Annotated in this window: 22 protein-coding genes; 13 read left to right on the forward strand and 9 right to left on the reverse strand. The window is 63.0% G+C overall.

The features are described 5' to 3' along the window. Window positions 1–57 precede the first annotated feature (57 nt). Window positions 58–2,259: a malate synthase G gene (locus LUN51_RS04145; protein WP_277810264.1), complete on the reverse strand. Its 2,202-nt coding sequence runs from the start codon at window positions 2,257–2,259 to the stop codon at window positions 58–60. A 232-nt stretch (window positions 2,260–2,491) separates the two neighbouring features. On the opposite strand from LUN51_RS04145, the gene LUN51_RS04150 reads away from it, so the two are divergent. From LUN51_RS04150 to LUN51_RS04165, 4 genes are all read left to right on the forward strand, one after another. Continuing rightward, window positions 2,492–3,493 (forward strand): alpha/beta hydrolase, encoded by a 1,002-nt coding sequence (locus tag LUN51_RS04150; RefSeq protein ID WP_277810265.1) that lies wholly within the window; start codon window positions 2,492–2,494, stop codon window positions 3,491–3,493. Beyond that, a complete protein-coding gene (locus LUN51_RS04155) occupies window positions 3,490–3,981 on the forward strand; it encodes a hypothetical protein (RefSeq protein ID WP_277810266.1) in 492 nt (163 codons plus the stop codon). Before LUN51_RS04150 ends, LUN51_RS04155 begins: the two co-directional genes overlap by 4 nt. A 93-nt stretch (window positions 3,982–4,074) precedes the next feature. Continuing rightward, window positions 4,075–5,184 carry an aminotransferase class I/II-fold pyridoxal phosphate-dependent enzyme gene (locus tag LUN51_RS04160; protein ID WP_277810267.1) on the forward strand — a complete coding sequence of 370 codons (1,110 nt, stop codon included), beginning with the start codon at window positions 4,075–4,077 and terminating at the stop codon, window positions 5,182–5,184. Between the two features lie 2 nt (window positions 5,185–5,186). After that, window positions 5,187–6,236 (forward strand): Lnb N-terminal periplasmic domain-containing protein, encoded by a 1,050-nt coding sequence (locus LUN51_RS04165; protein WP_246894377.1) that lies wholly within the window; start codon window positions 5,187–5,189, stop codon window positions 6,234–6,236. Here the strand turns inward: LUN51_RS04165 and LUN51_RS04170 are convergent. Next, complete coding sequence (locus LUN51_RS04170; RefSeq protein ID WP_277810268.1) at window positions 6,233–7,747, reverse strand: YifB family Mg chelatase-like AAA ATPase; 1,515 nt, start codon at window positions 7,745–7,747, stop codon at window positions 6,233–6,235. The genes LUN51_RS04165 and LUN51_RS04170 overlap by 4 nt on opposite strands. Before the next feature lie 160 nt (window positions 7,748–7,907). Beyond that, window positions 7,908–8,261 carry an accessory factor UbiK family protein gene (locus LUN51_RS04175; protein WP_246894375.1) on the reverse strand — a complete coding sequence of 118 codons (354 nt, stop codon included), beginning with the start codon at window positions 8,259–8,261 and terminating at the stop codon, window positions 7,908–7,910. Window positions 8,262–8,518: 257 nt separating this feature from the next. Here LUN51_RS04175 and LUN51_RS04180 point away from each other — a divergent pair, with 257 nt between their 5' ends. The 3 genes from LUN51_RS04180 to glnK all read left to right on the forward strand — a co-directional run bounded on the left by LUN51_RS04180 (window position 8,519) and on the right by glnK (window position 10,632). After that, window positions 8,519–8,857 carry a P-II family nitrogen regulator gene (locus tag LUN51_RS04180; RefSeq protein WP_011508451.1) on the forward strand — a complete coding sequence of 113 codons (339 nt, stop codon included), beginning with the start codon at window positions 8,519–8,521 and terminating at the stop codon, window positions 8,855–8,857. Between the two features lie 26 nt (window positions 8,858–8,883). Then, window positions 8,884–10,134 carry an ammonium transporter gene (locus tag LUN51_RS04185; protein ID WP_246894374.1) on the forward strand — a complete coding sequence of 417 codons (1,251 nt, stop codon included), beginning with the start codon at window positions 8,884–8,886 and terminating at the stop codon, window positions 10,132–10,134. Between the two features lie 159 nt (window positions 10,135–10,293). Beyond that, window positions 10,294–10,632, forward strand: a complete 339-nt coding sequence (gene glnK, locus LUN51_RS04190; protein ID WP_075368779.1) for a P-II family nitrogen regulator — start codon at window positions 10,294–10,296, stop codon at window positions 10,630–10,632. Between the two features lie 120 nt (window positions 10,633–10,752). On the opposite strand, the gene LUN51_RS04195 is transcribed toward glnK, so the two are convergent. Then, a complete protein-coding gene (locus LUN51_RS04195) occupies window positions 10,753–11,274 on the reverse strand; it encodes an ankyrin repeat domain-containing protein (RefSeq protein ID WP_246894373.1) in 522 nt (173 codons plus the stop codon). Between the two features lie 110 nt (window positions 11,275–11,384). Between LUN51_RS04195 and LUN51_RS04200 the strand changes: the two genes are divergently transcribed. The 3 genes from LUN51_RS04200 to LUN51_RS04210 all read left to right on the forward strand — a co-directional run bounded on the left by LUN51_RS04200 (window position 11,385) and on the right by LUN51_RS04210 (window position 14,691). Continuing rightward, a complete protein-coding gene (locus tag LUN51_RS04200) occupies window positions 11,385–12,269 on the forward strand; it encodes a LysR family transcriptional regulator (protein WP_246894372.1) in 885 nt (294 codons plus the stop codon). 199 nt (window positions 12,270–12,468) lie between these two features. Further along, complete coding sequence (locus LUN51_RS04205; RefSeq protein WP_277810269.1) at window positions 12,469–13,365, forward strand: HalD/BesD family halogenase; 897 nt, start codon at window positions 12,469–12,471, stop codon at window positions 13,363–13,365. A gap of 57 nt (window positions 13,366–13,422) precedes the next feature. Beyond that, window positions 13,423–14,691 (forward strand): M24 family metallopeptidase, encoded by a 1,269-nt coding sequence (locus LUN51_RS04210; RefSeq protein ID WP_277810270.1) that lies wholly within the window; start codon window positions 13,423–13,425, stop codon window positions 14,689–14,691. 97 nt (window positions 14,692–14,788) lie between these two features. Here the strand turns inward: LUN51_RS04210 and LUN51_RS04215 are convergent, their stop codons facing one another. Then, on the reverse strand, window positions 14,789–15,934 hold the full coding sequence (locus LUN51_RS04215; protein ID WP_277810271.1) for an RNA-guided endonuclease InsQ/TnpB family protein: 1,146 nt from the start codon (window positions 15,932–15,934) through the stop codon (window positions 14,789–14,791). A 135-nt stretch (window positions 15,935–16,069) separates the two neighbouring features. Here LUN51_RS04215 and LUN51_RS04220 point away from each other — a divergent pair, with 135 nt between their 5' ends. The 3 genes from LUN51_RS04220 (at window position 16,070) to LUN51_RS04230 (ending at window position 19,434) form a co-directional block, all read left to right on the forward strand. Continuing rightward, entirely contained in the window at window positions 16,070–16,924 is an 855-nt protein-coding gene (locus tag LUN51_RS04220; protein WP_277810272.1) for a glycine betaine ABC transporter substrate-binding protein, read from the forward strand. Between the two features lie 165 nt (window positions 16,925–17,089). After that, complete coding sequence (locus LUN51_RS04225; RefSeq protein ID WP_277810273.1) at window positions 17,090–18,070, forward strand: GlxA family transcriptional regulator; 981 nt, start codon at window positions 17,090–17,092, stop codon at window positions 18,068–18,070. Between the two features lie 92 nt (window positions 18,071–18,162). Then, window positions 18,163–19,434, forward strand: coding sequence for a TauD/TfdA family dioxygenase (locus LUN51_RS04230; protein ID WP_277810274.1), 1,272 nt, complete (start codon window positions 18,163–18,165; stop codon window positions 19,432–19,434). Between the two features lie 124 nt (window positions 19,435–19,558). Here the strand turns inward: LUN51_RS04230 and LUN51_RS04235 are convergent, their stop codons facing one another. The 4 genes from LUN51_RS04235 to LUN51_RS04250 form a co-directional block, all read right to left on the reverse strand. After that, entirely contained in the window at window positions 19,559–20,044 is a 486-nt protein-coding gene (locus LUN51_RS04235) for a thioesterase family protein (RefSeq protein ID WP_277810275.1), read from the reverse strand. Then, window positions 20,044–21,033, reverse strand: a complete 990-nt coding sequence (locus LUN51_RS04240; protein ID WP_277810276.1) for a 3-hydroxyacyl-CoA dehydrogenase NAD-binding domain-containing protein — start codon at window positions 21,031–21,033, stop codon at window positions 20,044–20,046. Before LUN51_RS04240 ends, LUN51_RS04235 begins: the two co-directional genes overlap by 1 nt. A gap of 17 nt (window positions 21,034–21,050) precedes the next feature. Continuing rightward, complete coding sequence (locus tag LUN51_RS04245) at window positions 21,051–21,932, reverse strand: 3-keto-5-aminohexanoate cleavage protein (RefSeq protein ID WP_075368566.1); 882 nt, start codon at window positions 21,930–21,932, stop codon at window positions 21,051–21,053. A 216-nt stretch (window positions 21,933–22,148) separates the two neighbouring features. Beyond that, window positions 22,149–23,696 (reverse strand): succinate CoA transferase, encoded by a 1,548-nt coding sequence (locus LUN51_RS04250; protein ID WP_178999057.1) that lies wholly within the window; start codon window positions 23,694–23,696, stop codon window positions 22,149–22,151. Window positions 23,697–24,011: the final 315 nt, after the last annotated feature.

The following is a 24,011-nucleotide window of genomic DNA, read 5'->3' on the forward strand; positions in this document are numbered from 1 at the left end:
CGTAGCCCGTAGCCCGTAGCCCGTAGCCCGTAGCCCGTAGCCCGTAGCCCGTAGCTATTATGATTTCGCCTTGTGCACCGCGCGCCAGTGGTGCAGCAGTGGCTCGGTGTAGCCGGCGGGTTGCTCACGCCCCTTGAAGATCAGGTCGGATGCCGCCTGAAAGGCGCTGGACTCCGCCAGGTGCGAGGTCATCGGCGTATAGTCGGGGTCATGGGCATTCTGCTCGTCGACCACCTTAGCCATGCGCTCCAGCGTCTCGCGTACCCGTGCCTCGCCGACGATGCCGTGATGCAGCCAGTTAGCGATATGCTGACTGGAGATACGCAACGTCGCGCGATCCTCCATCAGCCCCACATCGTGGATGTCCGGCACCTTGGAACAGCCCACGCCATGCTCGACCCAGCGCACCACATAGCCAAGGATGCCCTGACAGTTGTTATCCAGCTCCTGCTGAATCTCGTCGTCGGACCAGCTCGGGTTCTTGTTAGCGCCCGAAGCCGCGCTTTTGACCACCGGTACGGTGAGTAGATCGTCGAGCAGGTCGTCGTTCGGCTTGGCTTCCAATTCACGCTGAATCGTTGCGACATCGACCTGATGGTAGTGCAAGGCATGCAGCACGGCAGCGGTGGGTGACGGCACCCAGGCAGTGGTCGCGCCGGCCTGGGGATGCCCGATCTTCTGCTCGAGCATCGCTGCCATCAGCTCCGGCATGGCCCACATGCCCTTGCCGATCTGCGCCCGGCCGCGCAGGCCGCACGCCAAGCCGGTCTGGACATTGTTCTTTTCGTAGGCCGCGATCCACTTGGTGCCCTTCATCTCCCCCTTGCGCAGCATGGGGCCGGCTTCCATGGCGGTGTGCATCTCGTCGCCGGTACGGTCGAGGAAGCCGGTGTTGATGAACGCCACGCGGGAGGCGGCTTCAGCGATGCACCCCTTGAGATTGACCGAGGTGCGGCGTTCCTCGTCCATGATGCCCATCTTAAGGGTGTCGCGCGGCAGACCCAGCATGTCCTCGATGCGCATGAACAGGCTGTTGGAGAAGGCGACTTCCTTAGGCCCGTGCATCTTTGGCTTGACGATATAAACCGAGCCCGTCCTAGAGTTACTAGCATCATCTTCGCGCTTTTTAAGGTCGTGGATCGCCAACAGGCTGGTAATCACGCCATCCAGTATGCCCTCGGGGATTTCGTTACCCTCGCCGTCGAGCACCGCCGGGGTAGTCATCAGGTGGCCGACGTTGCGTACGAACAGCAGCGAGCGCCCAGGCAAGCGTACCTGGCCGCCCTGCGGCGCCGTGTAGTCGCGATCCGGATTGAGACGCCGTGTCACGGTCTTACCGCCCTTGTCGAACGATTCAGCAAGATCGCCTTTCATCAGCCCCAGCCAGTTGCGATAGAGCAGCGTCTTGTCTTCGGCATCGACTGCGGCCACGGAGTCCTCACAGTCCATGATCGTACTCACCGCCGCCTCGACCAGGACATCCTTGACGCGCGCCGGGTCGGTCCTGCCGATGGGATGCGTCGCGTCGAACTGCACTTCCAGATGCAGGCCGTGGTTGGCCAACAGCACCGCCTTAGGCTCGGCGGCCTCGCCCTGATAGCCGACCAACTGGGCGGGACGCGCCAGCGTCGTTTCGCTGCCGCCTTGCAACTGCACCACCAGTTTGCCGTCGCGGATGCTATAGCCACTCGACTCGGCGTGCGAGCCCTCGGCCAGCGGCGCGGCCTGATCGAGCACGCCACGCGCATAGGCAACGACCGCCTCACCACGCTTGGGGTTGTAGTCCTGTCCCTTCTCGGCGCCATCGGTCTCGGGAATCACATCGGTGCCATAGAGCGCATCATACAAGCTGCCCCAGCGCGCGTTAGCGGCATTGAGCGCGTAGCGCGCATTACTCACCGGTACCACTAGCTGCGGCCCGGCCTGGATAGCGATCTCGTCATCGACATCGGTCGTCGTCGCCTGCACCTTCGCCGGCGCCTCTACCAAATAGCCGATGTCTTTCAAGAAGGCGCGATAGGCGTCCATGTCTTGCACCGGGCCAGGATGGGCCTTGTGCCACGCATCCAGCTCAGCCTGCAACCGCTCGCGTTCGGCCAGTAGCGTCTGATTGGTGGGCGTAAGGTCGTGGACCAAGGCATCGAACCCGGCCCAAAAGGACTCAGAGTCGACACCCGTGCCGGGCAGGGCTTCGTCGTTGATGAAACGATCGAGCTGGCTGGCCACCTGCAAACGATGGCGTGTCGTACGGTCTGTCATGCGGCTCTCCTCGGGTGTCGCCCCAAATGTGGAAAATAATTCCACAAATTAGACGTAAATCCTCGCGCTGTCATCTCCACCATTGGTCTGAGCGTCGTTTTCCGATCTCGAAGAATGCCATGCACCTACCGACGCGTGCCGGAGGTATCTGAACATCGCTAGGCGAAACGGCTACTTCCCGGTAGCCTCGGGGCCGCGCGGGCGCTAGCATGGAACGCACCGGGAGAATTGAATGACCGACTTTACCCCCTTGAAACAGCTAGGCCTGCTGACGCCGATAGCACGCCCCGTGTCATCGGCCATGAGCGCCTATCTCAAGCACTACCGCTTAGCAACGCTGTTGACCGAGAACACTGATCTGCATGCCGGCTTCTTCGAGGCCCGGGGGTTTCAGTTGTGGGCCCAGGTGTGGAGCCCGCCCGAACCGCAAGGCACGGCGTTCGTCGTGCATGGCTACTTCGATCACCTGGGACTCTACCGCCACCTGCTCGAACTGCTGTTGGCGCGTGGCTGGCGCGTGGTGATGTGGGATCTCCCAGGACACGGGCTCTCCAGCGGCGCACGCGCCTCCATCGACGACTTCGACGACTATATCGGCTGCCTGAACGCGTTGACCGAGGAAGTCACGCGTCTCGACCTGGCCGATGGTCCCTGGATCGGTATCGGCCAAAGTACCGGCGCGTCGATTCTCGCCACCGACGCCCTGGCCCACGGCCATCAGACACGCTGGGACGGCCTGGCGTTGCTGGCGCCGCTGGTGCGCCCCTGGGGCTGGCAGCAATCCAGTTGGCTGCACCGGGTGGCTAGCCCCTTCGTCCGCTCGGTACCGCGCCGGTTTCGCCCCAACACCACCGATCTTGGCTTCGCTGATTTCCTGCGCCGCGGCGATCCCTTGCAGCCCGACCGCTTAGCCTTGACCTGGGTCAGCGCCATGCGCGACTGGATCCCCCTGCTGTTATCCCTGCCAGCCAGCGAATTGCCGGTACTGATCCTCCAAGGCGAACAAGACTTCACCGTAGACTGGCAATGGAACCTAGAAACGCTGACGGGCAAATTTCCCAATGCCGATGTTCATCGTCATCCGGAGGCACGCCATCATCTGGTCAACGAGGCCAAGCTGGTTCGTGTCCCTCTCTTCCATGAACTGGCTGTTTTCCTGGCGGGTTACGAGCACCGACGCGCCTCCCACGACACGCTACCCAGTGCCGACCCTTGCTCGCAGGAAACGCCATGAAGCATGCCCGCTCCGCTGGCGTCATCGTACTCTGCCTGCTGTTGTCGGGATGCGCCGGGCTCGGCGATGCACCGCCCAATGACATGCGCCAGGCGGTATATGGCATGAGTGGCCAGGCCGCCGAGGCATTGCTCGAATCGCCACCCTGGTCGGGTGATACACAGAATATGGTGGTGATGCTGGCACCGCCGACAGTCGATGCCACTTTCAATATCAGCGCCGCCCGCTTGACCGAAACACTGGGCCGCGCCCTGCTGGCACAGGCAGAGGGCCCCCAGGTGCTCGACTGGACGCCCGGCATGATGACCGACGATGCGCCGGACAATCACTGGATTCTAGAAAGCCGTTTGAATAGCAACGGCGTGATCCGGCTAACCGACCGCGAGTTACTGCCCTATCAGTGGGAAATCACCTTGCGCCGTCCCGGCCAAGACGCCCCCAGCTGGCGCGCCACGCTCTCCGGAGCCCTGGACGCCAGCGCGTTGTAATGCGTGCGTGCGAGGCATCGGACGTATGCGTGTCACGTTGTGCCCAGCGCGTCTCGGTCGCACAATGAGCCTTTTGCGTTTCAGGAGTCTCGCATGTCGCGTCACGCTCGCCACCTTGATCGTTCCGGGCCGTCCAATCCGTTCCCCGGCCTCAAAGCGCTGGAACGCAAGCTAGGCCGTGAGGTGCCGCATCGCCTGGGCTCCAACGAAGGATTGGACATGCCCCACCAGGCGCTCAAGGCGCGTTTTGGCGATGAGGTCGCCACCCTGGCCCGCGCCTACGGCGACGCCGAAGCCATGGAGGTGCGCCAACGCCTGAATGCCCTGCTCGGCACGCCACTGGAGGCGCTAGTCATCGACGCCGGCGCCGACAGCCTAATGGCGCTCGCCCTGCGCACGCTGTGCGATCCCGGCAGCACGGTCATCGCCAGCGCGGGCACCTATCCCACCTTTCGTTACTTCGCCGAAGGTCAGGGCTGTCGGCTGGTCGAGGTTGACTATCACGACGCGCCCAGCGTGCTGGCGCCGGACCTCGACGCCCTGGCCGACCGCGCAGTGCGCGATAACGCCCGCGTGGTCTACCTGGCCAATCCCGACAACCCCAGCGGACATCTACACAGTGATGCCGACGTGCTGGCGCTACGCGATGCCTTGCCCGATGGCTGCACACTGCTGCTCGACGAGGCCTATCACGATTTCCGCGACGACGCCGATGCCCCCACGGCGGGCGACGTCTGGCCCGACGTGGTGCGTCTGCGTACCTTTTCCAAGGCGCATGGCCTGGCGGGGCTGCGTATCGGCTATGCCATCGCCGAACCGGCGCTGATAGAGTTGATGCACAAGGTGCGTATTCATTACGCGGTTTCATCGCTGGCACTGGCCGCCGCCGAGACTGTGCTCGACCACCCGGAGGAAACCACGCAGCACGTACGCGGCGTGATCGCCCGCCGCGAAGCACTGGCCGGCCATCTACGAGCTCTCGGCGCTGACGTGCCGCCCAGTGCCACCAACTTCATCGCCGTGCGCCTGCCGGAGGCGGAGCTCGCCGCCCGCATCCATCGCGAACTGCTCGAGGCCGGCACGCTCGTGCATCGTCCCGCGCATCCCGCGCTGGGCCACGTGCTGCGCATCAGCACGCTCGAGGACGCCCTGGCGCCCGGCCGGCTGGCCGCACTGGAACGCGCGCTCGAGGCACAGCACTGATCATGGCACGTCCCGGCTGGCTTGCCTCACTATGGCACTGGCTCATCGCCGGCGTGCTGGCACTGCTCATCGTCGCCAGCAGCGGCTGGGCGGTGCTGGCGCTGTGGTATCGCCTTCCCGGTCCCACCGTGCTGCGTTACGGCGTGGCGGGGCTGTGGATCATCGCCGCGCTGGCATGCTGCATGGGGTTGTTCCTCAAGGGCTGGCCGGCACGCGCCCTACTCGGCTATCTAGCCATGTACCTCGTGCTCGGCATCTGGTGGTGGACGATCCAACCCGCCACCGAGCGCGACTGGGCGCCGGATGTCGCGCATATCGTCAGCGGCACACAAGAAGACGACAACCGCGTCACCGTCAACAAGGTGCGTAACTTCCAATGGCGCACCCCGCAGGATTTCGATGAGCGCTGGGAAACCCGCCACTACGATCTGGACCAGCTGCGCTCGGTCGATCTGCTGGTGTCCTACTGGATGGGGCCGGCCATCGCCCATACGCTGGTCAGCTTCGGCTTCGACGACGGGCGTTACCTGACGTTCTCGGTGGAGATACGCAAGGAGCGCGGTGAGGCCTTCTCCACCCTGGGCGGCTTCTTCAAGGAATACGAAGTCAGCATCATCGCCGCCGACGAGCGCGATATCGTGCGCGTGCGCACCAACACGCGCGGCGAGGACGTCTATCTATATCGCGTGCAGATGCCCAAGCCGGTCATGCAGGACCTGTTTCGCGCCTACCTCGACGAAGCCCACCAGTTACAACGCGAGCCACGCTACTACAACACGCTGACCTCCAACTGCACCACGCTGGTCTACGCCATGATGAAGCGCATTGTCCCCGGCCTGCCCTTCGACTACCGATTGCTGCTATCCGGCTACCTGCCCGAGTACGTGCACAGCGTCGGCGCGTTGGCACCCGGCGTTCCCTTCGCCGCGCTCAAGGCCAAGGGCCACATCAACGCCCGTGCCCTGAAAGCGAACGACGCCGACGATTTCTCTGCTCGCATCCGTGAGGGCATCCCCGGTGCGGAGAAGCCTTCCTACGACGCGGACAACTAAGCCCCTCCATTGCCGCCGATCAGTCGGTCCAACTGGCGATAGCCGATGGCTTCCATCAACTGCGGCTGGCGGGGGCGGGGTTCCTCGGCGAGATCGGCGAGGGTCAAGGCGACGCGCAGCACGCGATGGTAGGCGCGGGCGGAAAGGTTGAGACGATTGAGCACGTCGGCAAGCCAAGTGCGCTCCTGACCATCCAAGGCGCAGAGATCCTCCAGCGTGCTGCTGGGTAAATAAGCGTTGAGCGCGCCGCGCTGGGCTTGGCGCTGGCGGGCGGCGAGGACACGCCGACGGACAACGTCGGAGCTTTCGCCACTGCGTTGTTCGGTGAGTTGTGCGGCGGGCAGTGCGGGGACTTCCACCTGCAGATCGATACGGTCGAGCAGCGGGCCCGAGATACGCGCCTGGTAGCGCTGCACCTGGGCCGGCGTGCACACACAGGCTTTGCGCGGGTCGCCGAGATGTCCGCAGGGACACGGGTTCATGGCCGCCACGAGTTGAAAGCGAGCGGGGAAGCAGCTCTGCATCAACGCCCGCGAGACGACGATTTGCCCCGATTCCAAAGGTTCACGTAGCACCTCCAGCACACGCCGGTCGAACTCCGGCAATTCATCCAGAAACAGCACCCCGTGATGCGCCAGTGAAATCTCCCCCGGGCGTGGCTTGCCGCCACCGCCGACCAGGGCCACACCACTAGCGGTGTGATGCGGAGTACGAAACGGCCGTTGCCCCCAGCGTTCTAGGATCGGCAGGCCGCATACCGAGCGTACGGCGGCCACTTCCAGCGCTTCATCTTCTTGAAGTGGCGGTAAAATCCCGGGTAATCGACTGGCGAGCATGGTCTTGCCGGTACCCGGCGGGCCAGCGAACAGCAGATTGTGGCCACCGCTGGCGGCGACTTCCAACGCCCGCCGGGCCTGATGTTGGCCACGCACTTCGGCGAGGTCAGGCTCAGCCAAGCGCGGTGCAGGCCGTTCACCAAGTTGGTGCGGCGTAATCGGCGCTTGCTTGAGCAAGTGGGCGACGACTTGGGGCAGATCGGCGGCAGGAAGAACGGCCAGGTCGCCGGCCAACGCCGCTTCATCGGCGTTGCTCTCGGGGAGGAGCAGGGCACGCCCGGCGCGACGCGCTTCCAGGGCCGCCGGCAACACCCCGCGCACGGGGCGCAACTTGCCATCCAGCGCCAACTCGCCCAGGCATTCGAGATCCTCCACCGCCTCGCCGGGAATCTGCCCTGAGGCCACCAGAATGCCCAGCGCAATGGGAAGATCGAAGCGTCCGCCTTCCTTGGGGAGATCCGCCGGCGCGAGATTGAGCGTGATGCGCCGCGTGGGAAAGTCGAAACCGGCATTAATCAGAGCGCTGCGCACTCGCTCGCGGCTCTCTTTTACCGCTGCCTCCGGCAGTCCGACGATCGCCAATCCCGGGAGGCCGTTGGTGAGATGCACTTCGACCAACACATTCGGCGCCTCCAGCCCCAAGCCGGCACGCGTATTGATGATGGCAAGCGCCATGCAGCCTCCTTCCGGTCACATCAAAATATGCGTATACACTAATTGATTGACGGCGGTAACGCACGCGCTGCGAAAGACGGCGAGAGGGCCTATCGGCAAGAAAGAGGCACAAGGCGCGAATGCCGTCTCGACCGAGACGGCATTCGTGATCGAGCGGCGATCAGCTCTTGCGGGAGGTGTCGGATGCGCTCGACTCGTCGGTGTCGCCATTGGCGTCGTGTTCGGTTGCCGGCTCGGCGCCTTCGGCGGCGGCCACCGGGGCACTCTGGCCCACGTCTAGCGCCGCTTCCAGTGCCGCGACCTGCGCCTCGAGAGATTCGACCCGCGAGCGCGTGCGCTGCAGCACTTCCATCAAGATATCGAAGTCCTCACGCGAGACCAGCTCCATACGGTCGAAGGCGCCGCGCATCACACCCTGGACGCTGCGCTGGATGTCTTCCGGCGCGTGCGAGGCATCCTGGAGCCGGTCGCCGACTTGCTGTGCGAGACGTGAGAAGAGGTCGTGTGTCGCCATGAGAGTTCCCTCGGATTGAACGTTTCCATCTCGACACAGCATACGCAAGGCCGGCGAAATACGCATGCGCCATATTGGTGCAGCCCCGTCAGCAACACGCACCAAAATCTGCCGAGGGGCGGTCCATGTTTGGGCATTACATACAGCGCCGTTTCCACACCTTCCCGTAACCGGCTGTTTTTAATGACACACAAGCCAATATGGCATGGCTTCTGCGTACGTCCCGAGAGGCGAAAGCCGACAACGGGAGAACTGGCATGAAGCTCATTACCGCCATCATCAAACCTTTCAAACTGGACGATGTCCGCGAGGCGCTGGCCGACAACGGCGTCCAAGGTATCACCGTCACGGAAGTGAAAGGCTTTGGGCGCCAAAAGGGTCACACGGAACTCTACCGCGGCGCCGAATACGTCGTGGACTTCCTTCCCAAGGTAAAAATAGAAATCGCCGTGGAAGAAGACCGACTGGAAAGCGTGCTGGAGGCGATCAGCAATGCCGCGAACAGCGGCAAGATCGGCGACGGCAAACTATTCGTCACGCCACTCGAAGACGTCATTCGTATCCGTACCGGTGAACGCGGAGCCGACGCCGTTTAGGCAAGGGCTGAAGGGAGACACAATAAATGACTGAAGATATTACACAGCTATCGTACGCGCTCGACACCTTCTATTTCTTGATCGCCGGCGTGCTGGTCATGTGGATGGCCGCCGGCTTCGCCATGCTCGAAGCGGGCCTGGTCCGCTCCAAGAACACGGCGGAAATCCTGACCAAGAACGTGGTGTTGTTCGCCATCTCTTGCACCATGTATCTGTTGTTCAGCTACCACTTGATGTATTCCAGTGGCGCTGGCGGCTTCCTGCCGAGTCTGGGCTTTCTGCTGGGCGGTGAAAATACCGTCGGCCAGGTCATGGGCAGCAACGGGGATATCTATTATTCCAACCGTGCCGACTTCTTCTTCCAGGTGGTGTTCGTCGCAACCGCCATGTCGATCGTCTCCGGGGCCGTGGCGGAACGCATGAAACTCTGGGCGTTTCTAGCCTTTGCCGTGGTGATGACCGGGATCATCTATCCGACTTCCGGCTATTGGACCTGGGGCGGCGGCTGGCTCTCCGAGCTGGGCTTCTCCGACTATGCCGGTTCCGGCATCGTGCATATGGCGGGAGCATCGGCCGCGTTGGCTGGGGTGCTGGTACTCGGGCCGCGCAAGGGCAAGTACGGCAAGAACGGCGCGATCTATGCCATTCCCGGCGCCAATCTGCCGCTGGCAGCGCTGGGGACCTTCATCCTGTGGATGGGCTGGTTCGGCTTCAACGGCGGCAGCGAGCTGATGGTTTCCAACATCGACTCCGCTAACAACATGGCGCAGGTGCTGGTTAATACCAATGCCGCCGCTGCCGGGGGCGTGATCGCCGCGCTGATCCTCGCCAAGCTCTGGTTCCGCAAGGCTGACCTGACCATGGCGCTCAACGGCGCGATCGCCGGTCTGGTCGCGATCACCGCCGATCCGCTGTCGCCCTCCGGTTTGGGCGCCACCCTCATCGGTGCCGTCGGCGGGTTGCTGGTCGTCGTCTCCATTGTGGCGTTGGATAAACTGAAGATCGACGATCCGGTCGGTGCCATCTCCGCGCACGGCGTAGTGGGCCTGTGGGGTGTATTGGCAGTGCCTATCACCAATGCCAGCGCCTCCTTCGGTGTACAGATCATCGGCGCCCTCGCCATCTTCCTGTGGTGCTTCATCGCCAGCTTGATCGTGTGGCTGATCATCAAGGCTGCGATGGGTGTCCGGGTCAGCGAAGAGGAAGAATACGAAGGGGTCGACCTGGCCGAATGTGGCCTGGAAGCCTACCCCGAGTTTGCCTCCAACAAGACGTAAACCTTGTTGGAGTACCGAGTGAGCTGGCGTGCTCCCCTGGCCCCCTTCGGGGGGCCTTTTTTAATCCCGCGACCAGCGGTGTATGCTTGAAAGCATGATCGTTGGGCATAATCGAGGGTGGTATGCGCCACCCGCATATACGATGCGAGGAGAAAGACGATGAAACTGGTGACCGCCATCATCAAGCCGTTCAAACTCGATGACGTCCGTGAGTCGTTGTCAGAGATCGGCGTTCAGGGGATTACCGTCACGGAAGTGAAGGGCTTCGGCCGTCAGAAGGGTCACACCGAGCTGTATCGCGGGGCCGAATACGTGGTCGACTTCCTTCCCAAGGTCAAGCTCGAGGTCGCCGTCGACGACGACATGATCGAGAAGGTGATCGAAGCCATCACGCAGGTGGCCAATACCGGCAAGATTGGCGACGGCAAGATCTTCGTCTCGCCGCTCGAACAGGTTATTCGTATCCGTACCGGCGAAACCGGTAAGGACGCGGTGTAAACCGCGCCCTACCAGCACGATGATGCAACGATGCCCCTCACTACCCTTCGATATCAGGGGCAGTGAGGGGCGTTATCATTTCCGGGCGGTCATTTTCGAGCAGGCGTTGCCAAGAAGCGCTCAGACGGCGTCCAGCATCGCGGGCGTGCGGGTCGCGCCCATTGCCGAGGCGAGCTCACTGGCCGTCATGCCCCGGCTCTCGGTGGCGCGGGGATCGGCGCCCTGGGCCAGCAGGTACTCGACGACCTCGGCGTTGTCGAACATCGCCGCGAACATCAATGCCGTCTTGTCATCTGGAGAGCGCGCGTTGACCGAGGCGCCATGCGCCACCAGCAGCTCGGCCATGGCCAAATGCCCCTTGAAAGCCGCACCGGAGAGCGGATGATGGCCATTGTCGTTGTACATCTCGGGGTCGGCGCCATGCTCGAGCAACAATTGCGTAGCCTCGAGATGACCATGGTAGCTAGCCAGCATCAGTAAACTATCGCCCTTGTCGTTGCACATGTTCGGCGGCAGCCCTTGGGCCAGCCAGCCACGCAGCTTTTCTGTCTCGCCGTTGCGTGCGCTGTTGAAGATCTCCGTGGCCAGGCGAATCGTGGCCTCATCCAGCTCGGCGTTGGCGGTGTCGTGATCATCCGACATCGTGACTTGCTCCTTGTGGCATCTCCGTGTGACATCTGGTATCGAGCGTAGCATGCCGTTTCACGCGACGCGCCACTCTTCAGCCACCCATCAAGAGCCTCGCGAGTCCCATGTTGGATATCAAGTATTACGTATTGATTGACGCCATTGCTACCCACGGTACGGTGCACGATGCCGCCGCCGCCATCGGCATCACCCAGCCCGCAGCGACGCATCGCATTCGGGAGATGGAACGCCGCCTGGGCGTCGCCCTTTTCCATCGCGAAGGGCGCCGGCTGACGCTTTCCGCCTCGGGCGAGCGCTTACTCGACACTGCCCACGCGGTGCTTCCACAGCTACGCCGCGCCGAACTCGAAGCATGGCAACTGGCACGCCGTGCTGAACCCGCCTTGCGCCTTGGCATCGGCCCCTACGACACCTTCTCGCGGGCGATCCCGCACCTTTACGATCAGCATGAACACGACATCGATCTGGTGCGTTTGCCCATGGCGGACATGACCACGGCCTTGCTCGCCAACCGGGTCGACATGATCTGCATGATCGAAGTGCCCTCACAGCGCGGCATCTCCCACCAGTTGCTGTTCGAGGAACCGCTAGTGGCCGTGTTGCCGCCCGGGCATCCTTATGCAAAGAGCGACGCGGTGCCCGCCGAAGTCTTCGATCAAGGCCGACATTTCACCTACAGCATCACCCCCGAATCCGGTCATGAATTCGAGCATTTCTTTCAACCGGCGGGCGTCTATCCCTCGCACATGGTGCAGATCGAGTCGGTCACCTTGATTCTCGAGCTGGTCGCCGCCGGTAAGGGGGTGAGCATCCTTTCGCGCTGGGCCGCGCGGGACGCCCATCAGGCCGGACACGTCGTCATGCGCCCCTTGGCCGGCGACCTTCCGCGCGTCCCCTGGTACCTGGCCTATACGCAAATGCCCCACATCGCTGCCGTTGCCGACTCTCTGGCGGAAACGCTACGTCACCTTTATCGCGCCGATGAGTAAAGGCGAGGCGCGCCGCCATGGGCTTGCGACCGAACGATAAGAATCTCGTCGCAGATGGCCGGACATTCTCATTAGTTTCACCCTCCCCGGGCTTTTACCGTATCGCCACTCTTTCGTCATGAACGGCTCGTCACGACCGGCTAGCGCCGACTGGCCGGCCACGACTGGCTAACTACGATCCATCAGGAGGGGCGATCTCATGTCACAGGCAACACTCGCAACCCAGGCCACCAAGCAAGACGTCACCGCCGAGCATCATCCCCTGGCGCGGTTCATCGACCTCGAACGCTATCCGATCCTGGAGCGCGATAGTGACGCCTACCGGGCCACTGTCGAGGGCGTGCGCGATCAACTGCGCACCGACGGCTGCGCCCTGTTGTCGAAGTTCATCCGCGAAGACCTCATCGAGCCGCTGCGCGAGGAAAGCGAGGCCTTGGCACCGCAAGCGTTCTATTCGGACAACAACGTCAATCCCTACGTCACGCCGGACGATCCGTCGCTGCCCGAGGATCACCCCGCTCGCTTCTTTCAGCACTACACCAATGGTTTCGTGGCGCGCGACTTGATCCCCGAGGACGCCATCGTCCAGCAGCTCTATCGCGACCCCGACTTTCAACGCTTCGTCGCCGATTGCCTCGAAGAGCCGGTGATTTACGAGTTCGCCGACCCCATCGCGGGGCTGGTCATCAACGTGATGCCCGACGACACCGAGCTGCCCTGGCACTTCGACACCAACGAATTCATCGTCAGCCTGATGACGCGGCGTCCCAACGAAGGCGGCGAATTCCAGTACGCACCCAACATCCGTCGTCCGGGCGACGAGAACTTCGCGGCCGTTCAGCGCGTGCTCGAAGGCGATCATACCGACGTCGAGTCGTTGACGCTCAACACCGGCGACCTGCAGCTCTTCAAGGGACGCTACTCCATGCACCGTGTCGACGCCGCCAAGGGCCAACGCCTGTGCACCCTGCTCGGCTACGCCAAGACGCCCGACATGATGGGTAGCCTGGAGCACACCCGGCGCATCTACGGTCGCGTCACGCAGCAACACATCGACGCCGACAATCAGCGCCGTCACGACGCGCTCATGGGCTAACACCGCCTCGCGTACGTCACCAAGCGTCTCGTTCACTCTTTACAAGGATGCCTTTCAATGGGCGATATCGTATCACTCGCCGGGTCCGTCCCCACGGGCGGCCCCTACACCGACGGCGGCTTTCGTCACGCCACGCTCGATGCCGAGCTGCTCTCGCGCGTCGAGCGCTACCGGCTGCAACGCCTGCGCCAGCAGATGAAGCATCACGAGCTGGACGCGGTGATCCTGTTCGATCCCATCAACATTCGTTATGCCTGCGGCGTGCGCAACATGCAGGTTTACTCGCAGCGCAACCCTGCGCGCTACCTCTACGTCGCGGCGGACGGCCCGGTGGTGCTGTTTGAGTTCAGCGCCTGCCTGCATCTGGCAGCCAACGCCGAATTGCTCGACGAGGTGCATCCCGCCCGGGCGGTAATGCCGCAGTACAGCGGTCCGCGCTGTGCGGCGCATACCCAGGCCTTTGTCGATGACATCCGCGGCCTGTTCGAGCGCTCGCACACCCAAGGGCAACGTCTGGGCATCGAATCCGCACCCACCGGCGCCATCGAGGCGCTGGGCCAGGCCGGATTCCAGCTAACCGATGCCGCTACCGTGGTCGAGGGCGCCAAGTCGATCAAGAGTGTCGACGAGCTGGCGCTCATCCACCGCTCCGTGACCCTGACCGAAGCCGCGATGACGCGCATGGAAGCCGCCATTCGCCCCGGCATGAGCGAAAACGAGCTGTGGTCGATCTTCAACCAGCATGTGCTGGCGACCGGTGGCGAATACGCCGAGACTCGACTCCTGAGCTCCGGCGCGCGCACCAATCCATGGTTCCAGGAATGCTCGGACAAGATCATCGCCCCGGGCGAGCTAGTGGCCTTCGATACCGACATCGTCGGCTGCTTCGGCTACTACACGGATTTCTCGCGGACCTTCCACGTGCCCGGCGCAGGCGCGCCCAATGCCGAGCAGAAAGAGCTATATCGCATGGCCGCCGACCAGCTCGAGCGCAATATCGCCCTGCTGCGTCCCGGCATGAGCTTTCGCGACTACTCGCAACAAGCGTGGCCGATACCCGACGGCTATCGCGAGAATCGCTACCTGGACATCGTCCACGGCTGCGGCATGACCGGCGAATGGCCACTGATCGCCCACGACATGGATTGGGACGACGTCGGCTACGACGGCGCCATAGAGCCCGGTATGACGCTCTGCGTCGAGGCTTATATCGGCCACCGCGACGGCACCGAGGGCGTCAAGCTGGAAGAACAGGTGCTGATCACCGAAGATGGCATCGAGCGTCTCTCAACTTACGGCTATTCCGACACGCTGATGGCAGAATAACGCCATAGCGCATCACTCTTTCTCATCCCTTTCGATTCATCAACACAAAAAGGACGCGTTTGACTGCTCCCCGCCCTGAAGGATGGGGGTTCCCAATTCACCGAGAACCGGACACGGAGACGGGCTCCATGCCGCTTACATTCTCTCCAAGGGCTAACACCGCCAGCCCGGCGGCTTTGATATTACGCGCGGCGTTGATGTCACGGTCGTGGGTAACCCCGCAGGCGGGGCAGTCCCAGGCACGAACGCTCAGCGGTAGCGCGTCTTTGATGTGTCCGCAATCCGAGCAGCGCTTGGAGCTGGGATACCACGGGTCGATCCTAACCAGTTGGCGTCCGGCCCACTGTGCCTTGTATTCAAGCTGGCGGGCGAACTCGCCCCAGCCAGCATCGGCAATGGCCTTGGCAAGGCTCGGGTTGCGGAGCATGTTCTTCACTTTCAAGGATTCGACGCAGACCACTTGGTTCTCGTTAATCAGTCTGCGAGACAGCTTGTGCAAGCGGTCCATTCGGCAATCGGAGATCTTCGCGTGAAGTCGCGCCACTCGCTTTCTGGCCTTGGCGCGGTTGGCGGAGCCGAGCTTCTTCTTGCTCAACCGTCGCTGTGCCTTGGCCAGACGAGCCGCGTATTTAGCGGTATGGCGGGGATTGCCGATTCGTTCTCCCTGATCGGTGATAAACAGGTCTTTCAGGCCCAGATCGATACCGGTCATCCGAGGGGTGACGGGCAGCGTCTTGGGAGTGAACTCACACAGGCAACTGACAAAGTAGCGGCCTGCCGAGTCCTTGGAAATCGTGATGGTCGTCGGCTCGCTGGGCAGCTCACGGCTCCAGCGGATAGCGAGCGGCTCCTTGCACTTGGCCAGGAACAGCTGACCATTTCGATACTTGAAGGCCGAGCGCGTGAACTCCGCCGCCTGGCGGTGCCGCTTGTTCTTGAAGGTCGGGTAACGGGCACGGCCTTCAAAGAAGTTCTTGAAGGCCGCCTGCTGGTGGCGAAGACACTGCTGAAGCGGAACCGAACTAACTTCGTTGAGAAACGCAGTTTCGTCGGCTTTCTTCATCCGCGTCAGGTAAGCGTTGGCCTCAACGTAACCTATCCGCTCTTGGCGCTGGTAGAAGGCATCCGTGCGGTAACGCAACACCGCGTTATAGACGAAACGTACACAACCGAACGTCCGGGCAAGCAACTGAGCTTGCTCAGGCGTCGGGTAGAAGCGGTATTGGTAGGCGCGTTTCGTCATGCGTAACATTATATAAAACTTAAACTCAAAGATAGCAACCACTCAAGAAGGAGGCAGCGAGAATAGGGTCGTCCCACAGACGACGCGCTATCCCTCCCCGCACTAGAAGTACGGGGTATCTCGCGCAAAAATCTGATGAAACCGTTGACTCCCCTTTTCGTCGCCTTTGGTCTGGCCGGCCTCTCGATGACCGCCTCGGCCGATGACACGCTGACCATCGGTACCAACAACTGGTCGGAAAACATCGCCGTCTCGCACATGTGGCAGCAATTGCTCGAAGAGCAAGGCTACGACGTCAACCTGACGACTACCGGCAAAAGCGTGCTCTTCAGCGGGCTGGCACAAGGCGATCTGGATATCTCGCTGGAAGTCTGGCTCCCGCATGGCGACGCCCAGTACATCAAGCCTTACGAGGATAAGATCGACGTTCACGATGCCTGGTTCGACGGCGCCCAAGACGAACTGGTGGTACCGGCTTACATGGAAGACATCAATAGCATCAGCGATCTCAGGGACAATGCCGAGCGCTTCAACTACCAGAACGAGCCGACCATCATCGGCATCGAATCGGGCTCGGCCATCTCCGGCGAGACTGAAAACGCCATCAAGAGTTACGATCTGCCGTTCCGTCAGTTGAACAGCTCCGGCCCGGCCATGCTCGCGGCCCTCGAGGAAGCCTACGCCAACGAAGAGCCCATCGCCGTCACGCTCTGGCAGCCGCACTGGGCCTACGCGCAGTACGACCTCAAAGCGCTCGAGGATCCCAAGAAGAGCTATGGCGGCGGTGACGACATCATGTGGATGTCGCCCAAGGGCTTTGGCGAGGAGCACCCCGAGGTCACCGAGATGCTCGACACCTGGCACATGAGCCACGCCCAGTTGGCCGATCTCATGCTGACCATCGAAAATGTCGGCGACCCCACGCAAGGCGCCAAGCAGTGGATCGAGGAACATCGCGATCTCATCGACAGCTGGCTCGACAAGGAGTGACCTCCCCGGGCCGGTCCATCAGGACCGGCCCTTACCGCTTTATCTCCCGCCAGCACTGCCTCCCGACGCGTACCCCTATTCAAGCGGAATTTGCTATGGTAATCGCCTCGCGCGCCTCGGCGCGTCAACGTTCGCCGCCTGAGTCGCCACCGCCACGGGGGAGAGATGCGTCTACATTATGCCGGGGCGTCACCCGAGCCCATCGGCTTTCTACTCTTGCCGCGCTTCTCGATGATGGCGTTCTTCTCCGCTATCGAGCCGCTGCGCATCGCCAACCGCATCGCCGGAGAGCGGCTTTTCACCTGGCGCGTGATCGGCCTGGACGGCGCCTCGGTCACCGCCAGCAACGACATGACGCTGCTCGCCGACGACACCCTCGCCTCGGCACCCGCGCTGCCCAGCATCGCCATCTGTGCCAGCTTCGAGCCCGAGGAGCGCCTGACCCGCCACTTGCTGCATTGGCTGCATCAGCGCCATCAAGGCGACTGCGTGCTGGGCGGCATCGACACCGGCAGCCTGATCCTCGCCCGCGCCGGCTTGCTCGAGGGGCAGCGTGTCACCCTGCACTGGGAAAGCCTTCCGGCGTTTCGCGAGCGCTTCCCCGAGATCGACGCCGTCGAGTCGCTGTTCGAAGTCGGCCCACGCGGCTTCTCCTGTGCCGGCGGCACCGCTGCGATGGACATGACACTGGACCTGATCGCCCGCCGCCATGGCGATGCGCTGGCCGCTGACGTTTCCGAGCAGTTGATTCACGCCCGCATGCGGCCCCGCCACGACCACCAGCGTCATGATCTGACCCAGCGTCTGGGGACCCACAAGCACAGCGTGATCGAGGCCGTCGCCCTGATGGAGCGTCATCTCGAGACGCCACTGTCGCTCGCGCGACTCGCCGCCCGTATCGGTATCTCGCTGCGCCAGCTACAGCGGCTCTTCGAACAGGAGCTCGGCGAGCGGCCACGCGATCATTATCTGCGTCTACGCTTGCAGCATGCCCGCCAGCTATTGCGGGAAACCGACCGCGACATTCTTAGCATTGGGCTAGCCAGCGGCTTCACCTCCGCGTCCAGTTTCTCGCGAGCCTACAAGCAGCTTTTCGGCGCCAGCCCGCGCCAGACACGCCGCCCGCACTCTGACGACACAACATGACGACTGACGGCAAGAAGCCGTCGCTTGGGGTGTAAATATGAATGCCGAGTCAAGCCATGCTGGGACTACGTTTTGTAGCCAAGGATGCCGTCATGACTCTCTCCACGCCTGCTGCCACGTCTGCCAATACGCCCAGCGATACGCTCCCCGCGACCCCGGATTACGACGCCTGGCCGGTCGAAGTCGCCATCCACAACGTGAGCCACACTCCGCGCCAGGTCGAAATTCACTGGGAAGACGGCCGCGTCAGCCAATACCACAGCATCTGGCTGCGCGAAAACGCCGCCGACGACAGCACCGTCAATCCGGCCACGCGCGAGCGCATCCTCGACCTGTCACGCCTCGGGGCGTGGCCCACCATCAGTGAGGCGTGCCTCGACGACGCGGGCGCGCTGGAGATCGTCTTCGCGCCGGAGCAACGCCGCTTGCGCTTTCACCCCGGCTGGCTACGCGCGCACGACTATACCCACTTGGCGGAACTCGATGCCCCGCTGCCTCCTGCCACGTTATGGAAAGGCAGCGAACGCGACGCGCCCACGACCCTCGATGCGCGCGACTGGCTGGACACCGACGATGATCCTCTGGCACCGGATGCCTGCCTCGAAAGCGCCCTCGAGGCCGTCATCGGCGAAGGCCTGGTGCGGCTACGCAACCTGCCCACCGAGCCCGGCAGCCTGGATGCCATCGCCCGGCGCATCGGCCCGCCGCGCGCCACCAACTTCGGCACGCTATTCGACGTGCGTGCCAAGCCCGATCCCGATTCCAATGCCTACACCTCGATCGCCCTGCCACCGCACGTCGATCTGCCGACCCGCGAGTATCAGCCCGGTCTGCAGCTGCTGCATTGCCTGGAAAACGACACCATCGGCGGTGAAGCGGTGATGATGGACGGCTTCGCCATGGCCGAGGCCCTGCGCGAGCGTCATCCCGAGCACTTCGCGACGCTCACGCGTGTACGCTGGTGCTACGCCAATACGGCCCGCACCACCGATCATGTGTGGTACGCACCGATGATCAAGCTCGATGACGACGGCAATTTCGACGAGGTGCGCATCGCCGATTTCCTGCGCGGCCCGCTGATGGCACCGTTCGAGGACGTGGAGCCTGCCTATGCCGCCTTGATGGCGCTGCAGCGCCTGCTCAGAGAGCCCGATTTCGCGCTGCGCTTCACCTACACGCCCGGCGACATGGTGATCTTCGACAACCGCCGCCTGCTGCACGCCCGCGATGCCTTCGATGTCGGCCAGGGAGGGCGCCGTTGGCTGCAGGGCTGCTATCTCGAGCGCGACGAAGCCCGCTCGCGGCTGCGCATGTTGCGCCGTGCTCACCGCCGGCAACGCGTCGACGCCCTTGGTCAGGGCTAATTCAGGCGTTCGGTGGACCTGTAGGCACGAAATAACCCGCCCATGGCAAGCCATGGGCGGGTTATTGCAGCGAGGAAAGACGTAATGGAACGTTTTGACGTTCGCCGATTTATCCGGCGCTTCCTTAGCGGCGTACTATTCCGATACGCCGCCCCGCGGCGCTCGGCCACTCGTCTCCGGCGGGCGGCAATGTCTCGACAACCGCCGCGACCGGTTCGGGGAACGGCCCCGGTCGGCCGCTAGCGACATCGATGCCCATCAACATCTGCTCGCTGGTCGCCAGCGGGTCGCCGTCGGCGTTGCGCAGGGTAAAAAAGACATGCAACCGCTTGGCATCATGATCGAGTAGCGTCAGTTCGACCGCCAACGCCTCGCTACGATGCGCTTGCTGGCGGTAGCAGAGATGCGTCTCCAGGGTATAGAGCGTGTAACCATGCTCGGCTCGCCCCGCCACATCGAGGCCGATACGCTCCATCAGCGCCTCGACGGCCAGCGAGAAGACCCTCGCGTACTCGGCATCGTTCATATGGCCGTTGTAGTCGACCCAGTCATCAGCTACCCGGGTTTCCAGCAAGGGGCCGAACGTCGAGCTGTCTGGTGTCCGACTCATCAGATGCGCCCCTCGAGCCCTTCGGCCTCCGGCCAGTACTTGCGGGTCAATGCCAGCAGCTCGGTGAGGAAGGCGTCACGCCGCGTCTCCAGTTCGGCGACGCTGCGTCCGGCGGCCTGATGCTCGCAACCATCGGCGACCTTCTCGATCAGCTCGTCGGTCAGTTCCGGCGCTTCGAGCTTGGTCCACGGCAGCTTCAGTGCCGGCCCGAACTGGTGCAGCATGTGGCGCATGCCACCCTCACCCCCGGCCAGGTGGAAGGTCAGGAAGGTGCCCATCAGTGACCAGCGCAGGCCCGCGCCGTAGACCACGGCAGCATCGATTTCCTCGGTAGTGGCGACACCGTCGTTGACCAGGTGCAGCGCCTCGCGCCACAGCGCCTCCATCAGGCGGTCGGCCACATGGCCCTCGATTTCGCGACGCACCACCAGCGGCCGCATGCCCAGCGCAGCATACTGGGCCCGGGCGCGCTCGGTGACGACCGGCGCGGTGTGCTCGCCGCCCACCAGCTCGACCAGCGGCAGCAGATACACCGGGTTGAACGGGTGCGCGACGATGACGCGACCGGGGTCGCGCGTGCAGGCCGATTGCAGCTCGCTGGGCTTGATGCCGGACGTCGAGGAGCCGATCACCACGCCCTCGGGGGCATGTGCATCCAGCTCCGCCAGGACGCGATGCTTGATCTCGAGTCGCTCGGGCACGTTTTCCTGGATCAGGTCGGCGTCCTCGACGGCCTCGATGGCCGAGGCCGCGAAACGCAGCCGGCTCGGGTCCGCCGTATCGGCGAGTCCCGTCGTCGCCACCGAATCCCAGACCCGTTCAACGAAGGCGCGCGTCGTCGCCTCGGCGCCGGGGGCCGGGTCGAAGGCCACGACGTCGCAGCCCGCCGCCAGAGCCCGCACGATCCAGCCATTGCCGATCACGCCGGTGCCGATGACGGCGACCCGCGCGGGCACATCGGCCGCTGCGGCCGTGTCTTGTCGAGACATCATGTTCTCCTTGTCGCTCATGGCTGGCGCAGACCCAGCGTCTGACGTGTTTCGGCCGGCGTCTGCACGCGGCCACCCAGGTTCTCGGCGATCGTCGCGGCGCGTTCCACCAGTTGAGCATTGGTGGCGAACACGCCGCGGCTGAGGTAAAGATTGTCCTCGAGGCCGACCCGCACGTGACCGCCGAGCAGCATCGATTGCGCGACCATCGGCATCTCGCTACGCCCGATGCCGAACGCCGACCAATGAGCGTTGGCGGGCAGCTTGTTGCGCATCGCCAGCATGGTCTCGGTGTCCGCCTCGGCGCCCCAGGGAATCCCCAGGCAGAGCTGAAACAGCGGATCGCCCTCGATCAGGCCTTCCTCGATCAACTGGCGCGCGAACCAAACGTGGCCCAGATCGAAGCACTCCAGTTCGGGTTTCACCCCCGCGTCCTTGACCAGGCGGGCATGCTCGCGCAGCCAATCGGCGGTGTTGAGATAGACCATGTCGCCGAAGTTGAGACTGCCGCAATCCAGGGTGCAGATTTCCGGCAACAGCTCGCCGACCGGCGCATGGCGCTCCGCCGGTGTCTGCAGATCGGTGCCTTCGAGGCCATGGATGGCGCCGTCACGAACTTCGGGGAAAAGGTCGCCCCCGCCGCCCGCGGTGATGTTGATGACCGCGTCGACGTCCGCCTCGCGGATGCGCCCCACCGCCTCGCGGAAGTACTCGGTGGAATGGCTCACCCCGCCGGTTTCCGGGTCACGCACGTGCAAGTGCACGATGCTCGCCCCGGCGCGCGTGGCCTCGATGGCGCTGTCGGCGATCTGCTTGGGCGTGATGGGCAGGTCGGGATGCTTATCGGCGGTGTCCCCCGCGCCGGTGATGGCACAGGTAAGAATGACGTTTCGATTCATGGAAGAGCTTCTCGGTCCGGCCCCGAGCCAATCGCGGTACGGGGCAGTGCATGAGCGCACCCGGCAGGTGCGTTGCGACGACACTCATTGTGGTTGGCCACCCTTGCCATTATTTGACATGGCACGCCTCGATGTTGACGTATCACGACGACAAATCCCGCTATGTAGCGGGTTTCATGGTTTGACATCGCGGAAATGACCGTGCCGGGATAGCTCTCAGGTGTCCGGCAAGAGTTCGGTCGCGGGTGCCGAAACGGCTTCGACAACAGCGCGCATCGAGCCGTCACGCCGTGCGGTAGCGTGCCAGGTCAGCGCCCGCTCCAGACAATGGGGCGTATGCCCACCACGTTCGCAGGCGGCTTCGAAGTAGTCCGCCAACGCCGGACGGTAGTAGGGATCGGCACAATTCTCGATGATCCGGCGGGCCCGCTCGCGAGGCGCCAAGCCACGCAGGTCGGCCAAGCCATTTTCAGTGACCACGATATCGACATCGTGCTCGGTATGATCGACGTGGCTGGCGAAAGGTACCACGCTAGACAGATCCCCATCCTTGGCCGTCGCGGTGGTGATAAAGATCGACAACTGACCGTTGCGAGCGAAGTCTCCCGAGCCGCCGATACCGTTAATCATGTGGGTGCCGTTGACGTGGGTCGAGTTGACGTTGCCATAGATATCGATCTCCAGCGCGGTGTTGATCGCGATCACTCCCAGCCGGCGCACGATGCCGGGATGGTTCGAGAGCTCCTGAGGCCGTAGCACGACACGATCCTTGTAGAGCTCGAGATTATTCCACACGCGCTGGCCGCAGCTCGACGAGAGCGTGATGGAACTGCCGGAGGCGAATGTCATCTTGCCGCTGTCGAGCAGATCGAAAGTGCTATCCTGCAGCACTTCAGAGTACATCGTCAGTCCTTCGAAAGGGCCTTCCATCAGGCCATGCATGACGGCATTGGCCATGCTGCCGATACCGGCCTGCAGTGGCAGCAGCGAGGGCGTCAATCGTTCCTCGTTCACCTCATTCTCGAAGAACCTGATCAGGTGGCGGGCGATGCGCCGCGTGGCGTCGTTGGGCTGGTTTACGGTCGAGGGGCTGTCGTGGCCCTGGGTCAGCACAATGGCGGCGATCTTATCCGGATCGATGGGGATATGAGACGTTCCGATGCGCGAATCCGGCGCTGTCACCGGGATCGGTTGACGGTCGGGACGCATGCCAGGCACGTAGATGTCATGCAGCCCGATCATCGCCTCAGGCGTGGTCAGGTTGAGTTCGACGATCACCTTGTCGGCTAGAATCGCAAAGCTGGCAGAATTGCCGACCGAAGCCGTCGGCACGATGCCACCATCGGCAGTGATGGCCGCGGCTTCGATCACTGCAACGTCCAGCTTGCCGAGCTGCTTGTTGCGCAACAGCTCGACGGTCTCTGACAAATGCTGGTCGGTGAACATCACCTCGCCTGCGTTGATCGCAGTACGCAATCTGCGGTCGACCTGGAAAGGCATGCGCCGTGCCAGTACGTGGGCATCGCTTAAGATGCCATCGATGTCGTTGCCAAGCGAGGCGCCAGTCATCAGGGTGATATTGAGCGGATCGCACTCAGCGCGCCGAGCCAGTGCCAGTGGCACTTCCTTGGCTTCCCCGGCACGGGTGAATCCACTCATACCGACGACCATACCGTCATCGATCAGAGTGGCCGCCTCATCGGCACTCATCATTCGGTCGCGCCAGTTGGGTAACTGGCAACGTTGATCTGCAAGCTCGGTCATATGGCCCTCGTTCTTACCACGCGCGGCACCGCCGCCTTCGACGTTCGTCTTGTTCTATCCTCCGCCGTTCGCGCACGATTACCTATAAAACTTTAGTTGCATACCGCTACCGCACCAGGCTCTCTGACTCGACGTCTTTCCGACATCAAAAACCGGCACCTCCGGTCACGATGACTTGCATGCCCCTCTCCTCGGTCGGGCAACTCTGCGCGTTGTCACTCGATGATGTGGAAGCGGTCGAGATGGCGCGTGTTGAACGTCAAGCCCAATGCGGCGGGCATAGTCGAGATTCCATCCCATGTAACAATCGGCCAT

This window comes from Chromohalobacter canadensis, assembly GCF_029544075.1.
Lineage (GTDB): Bacteria > Pseudomonadota > Gammaproteobacteria > Pseudomonadales > Halomonadaceae > Chromohalobacter > Chromohalobacter canadensis_A.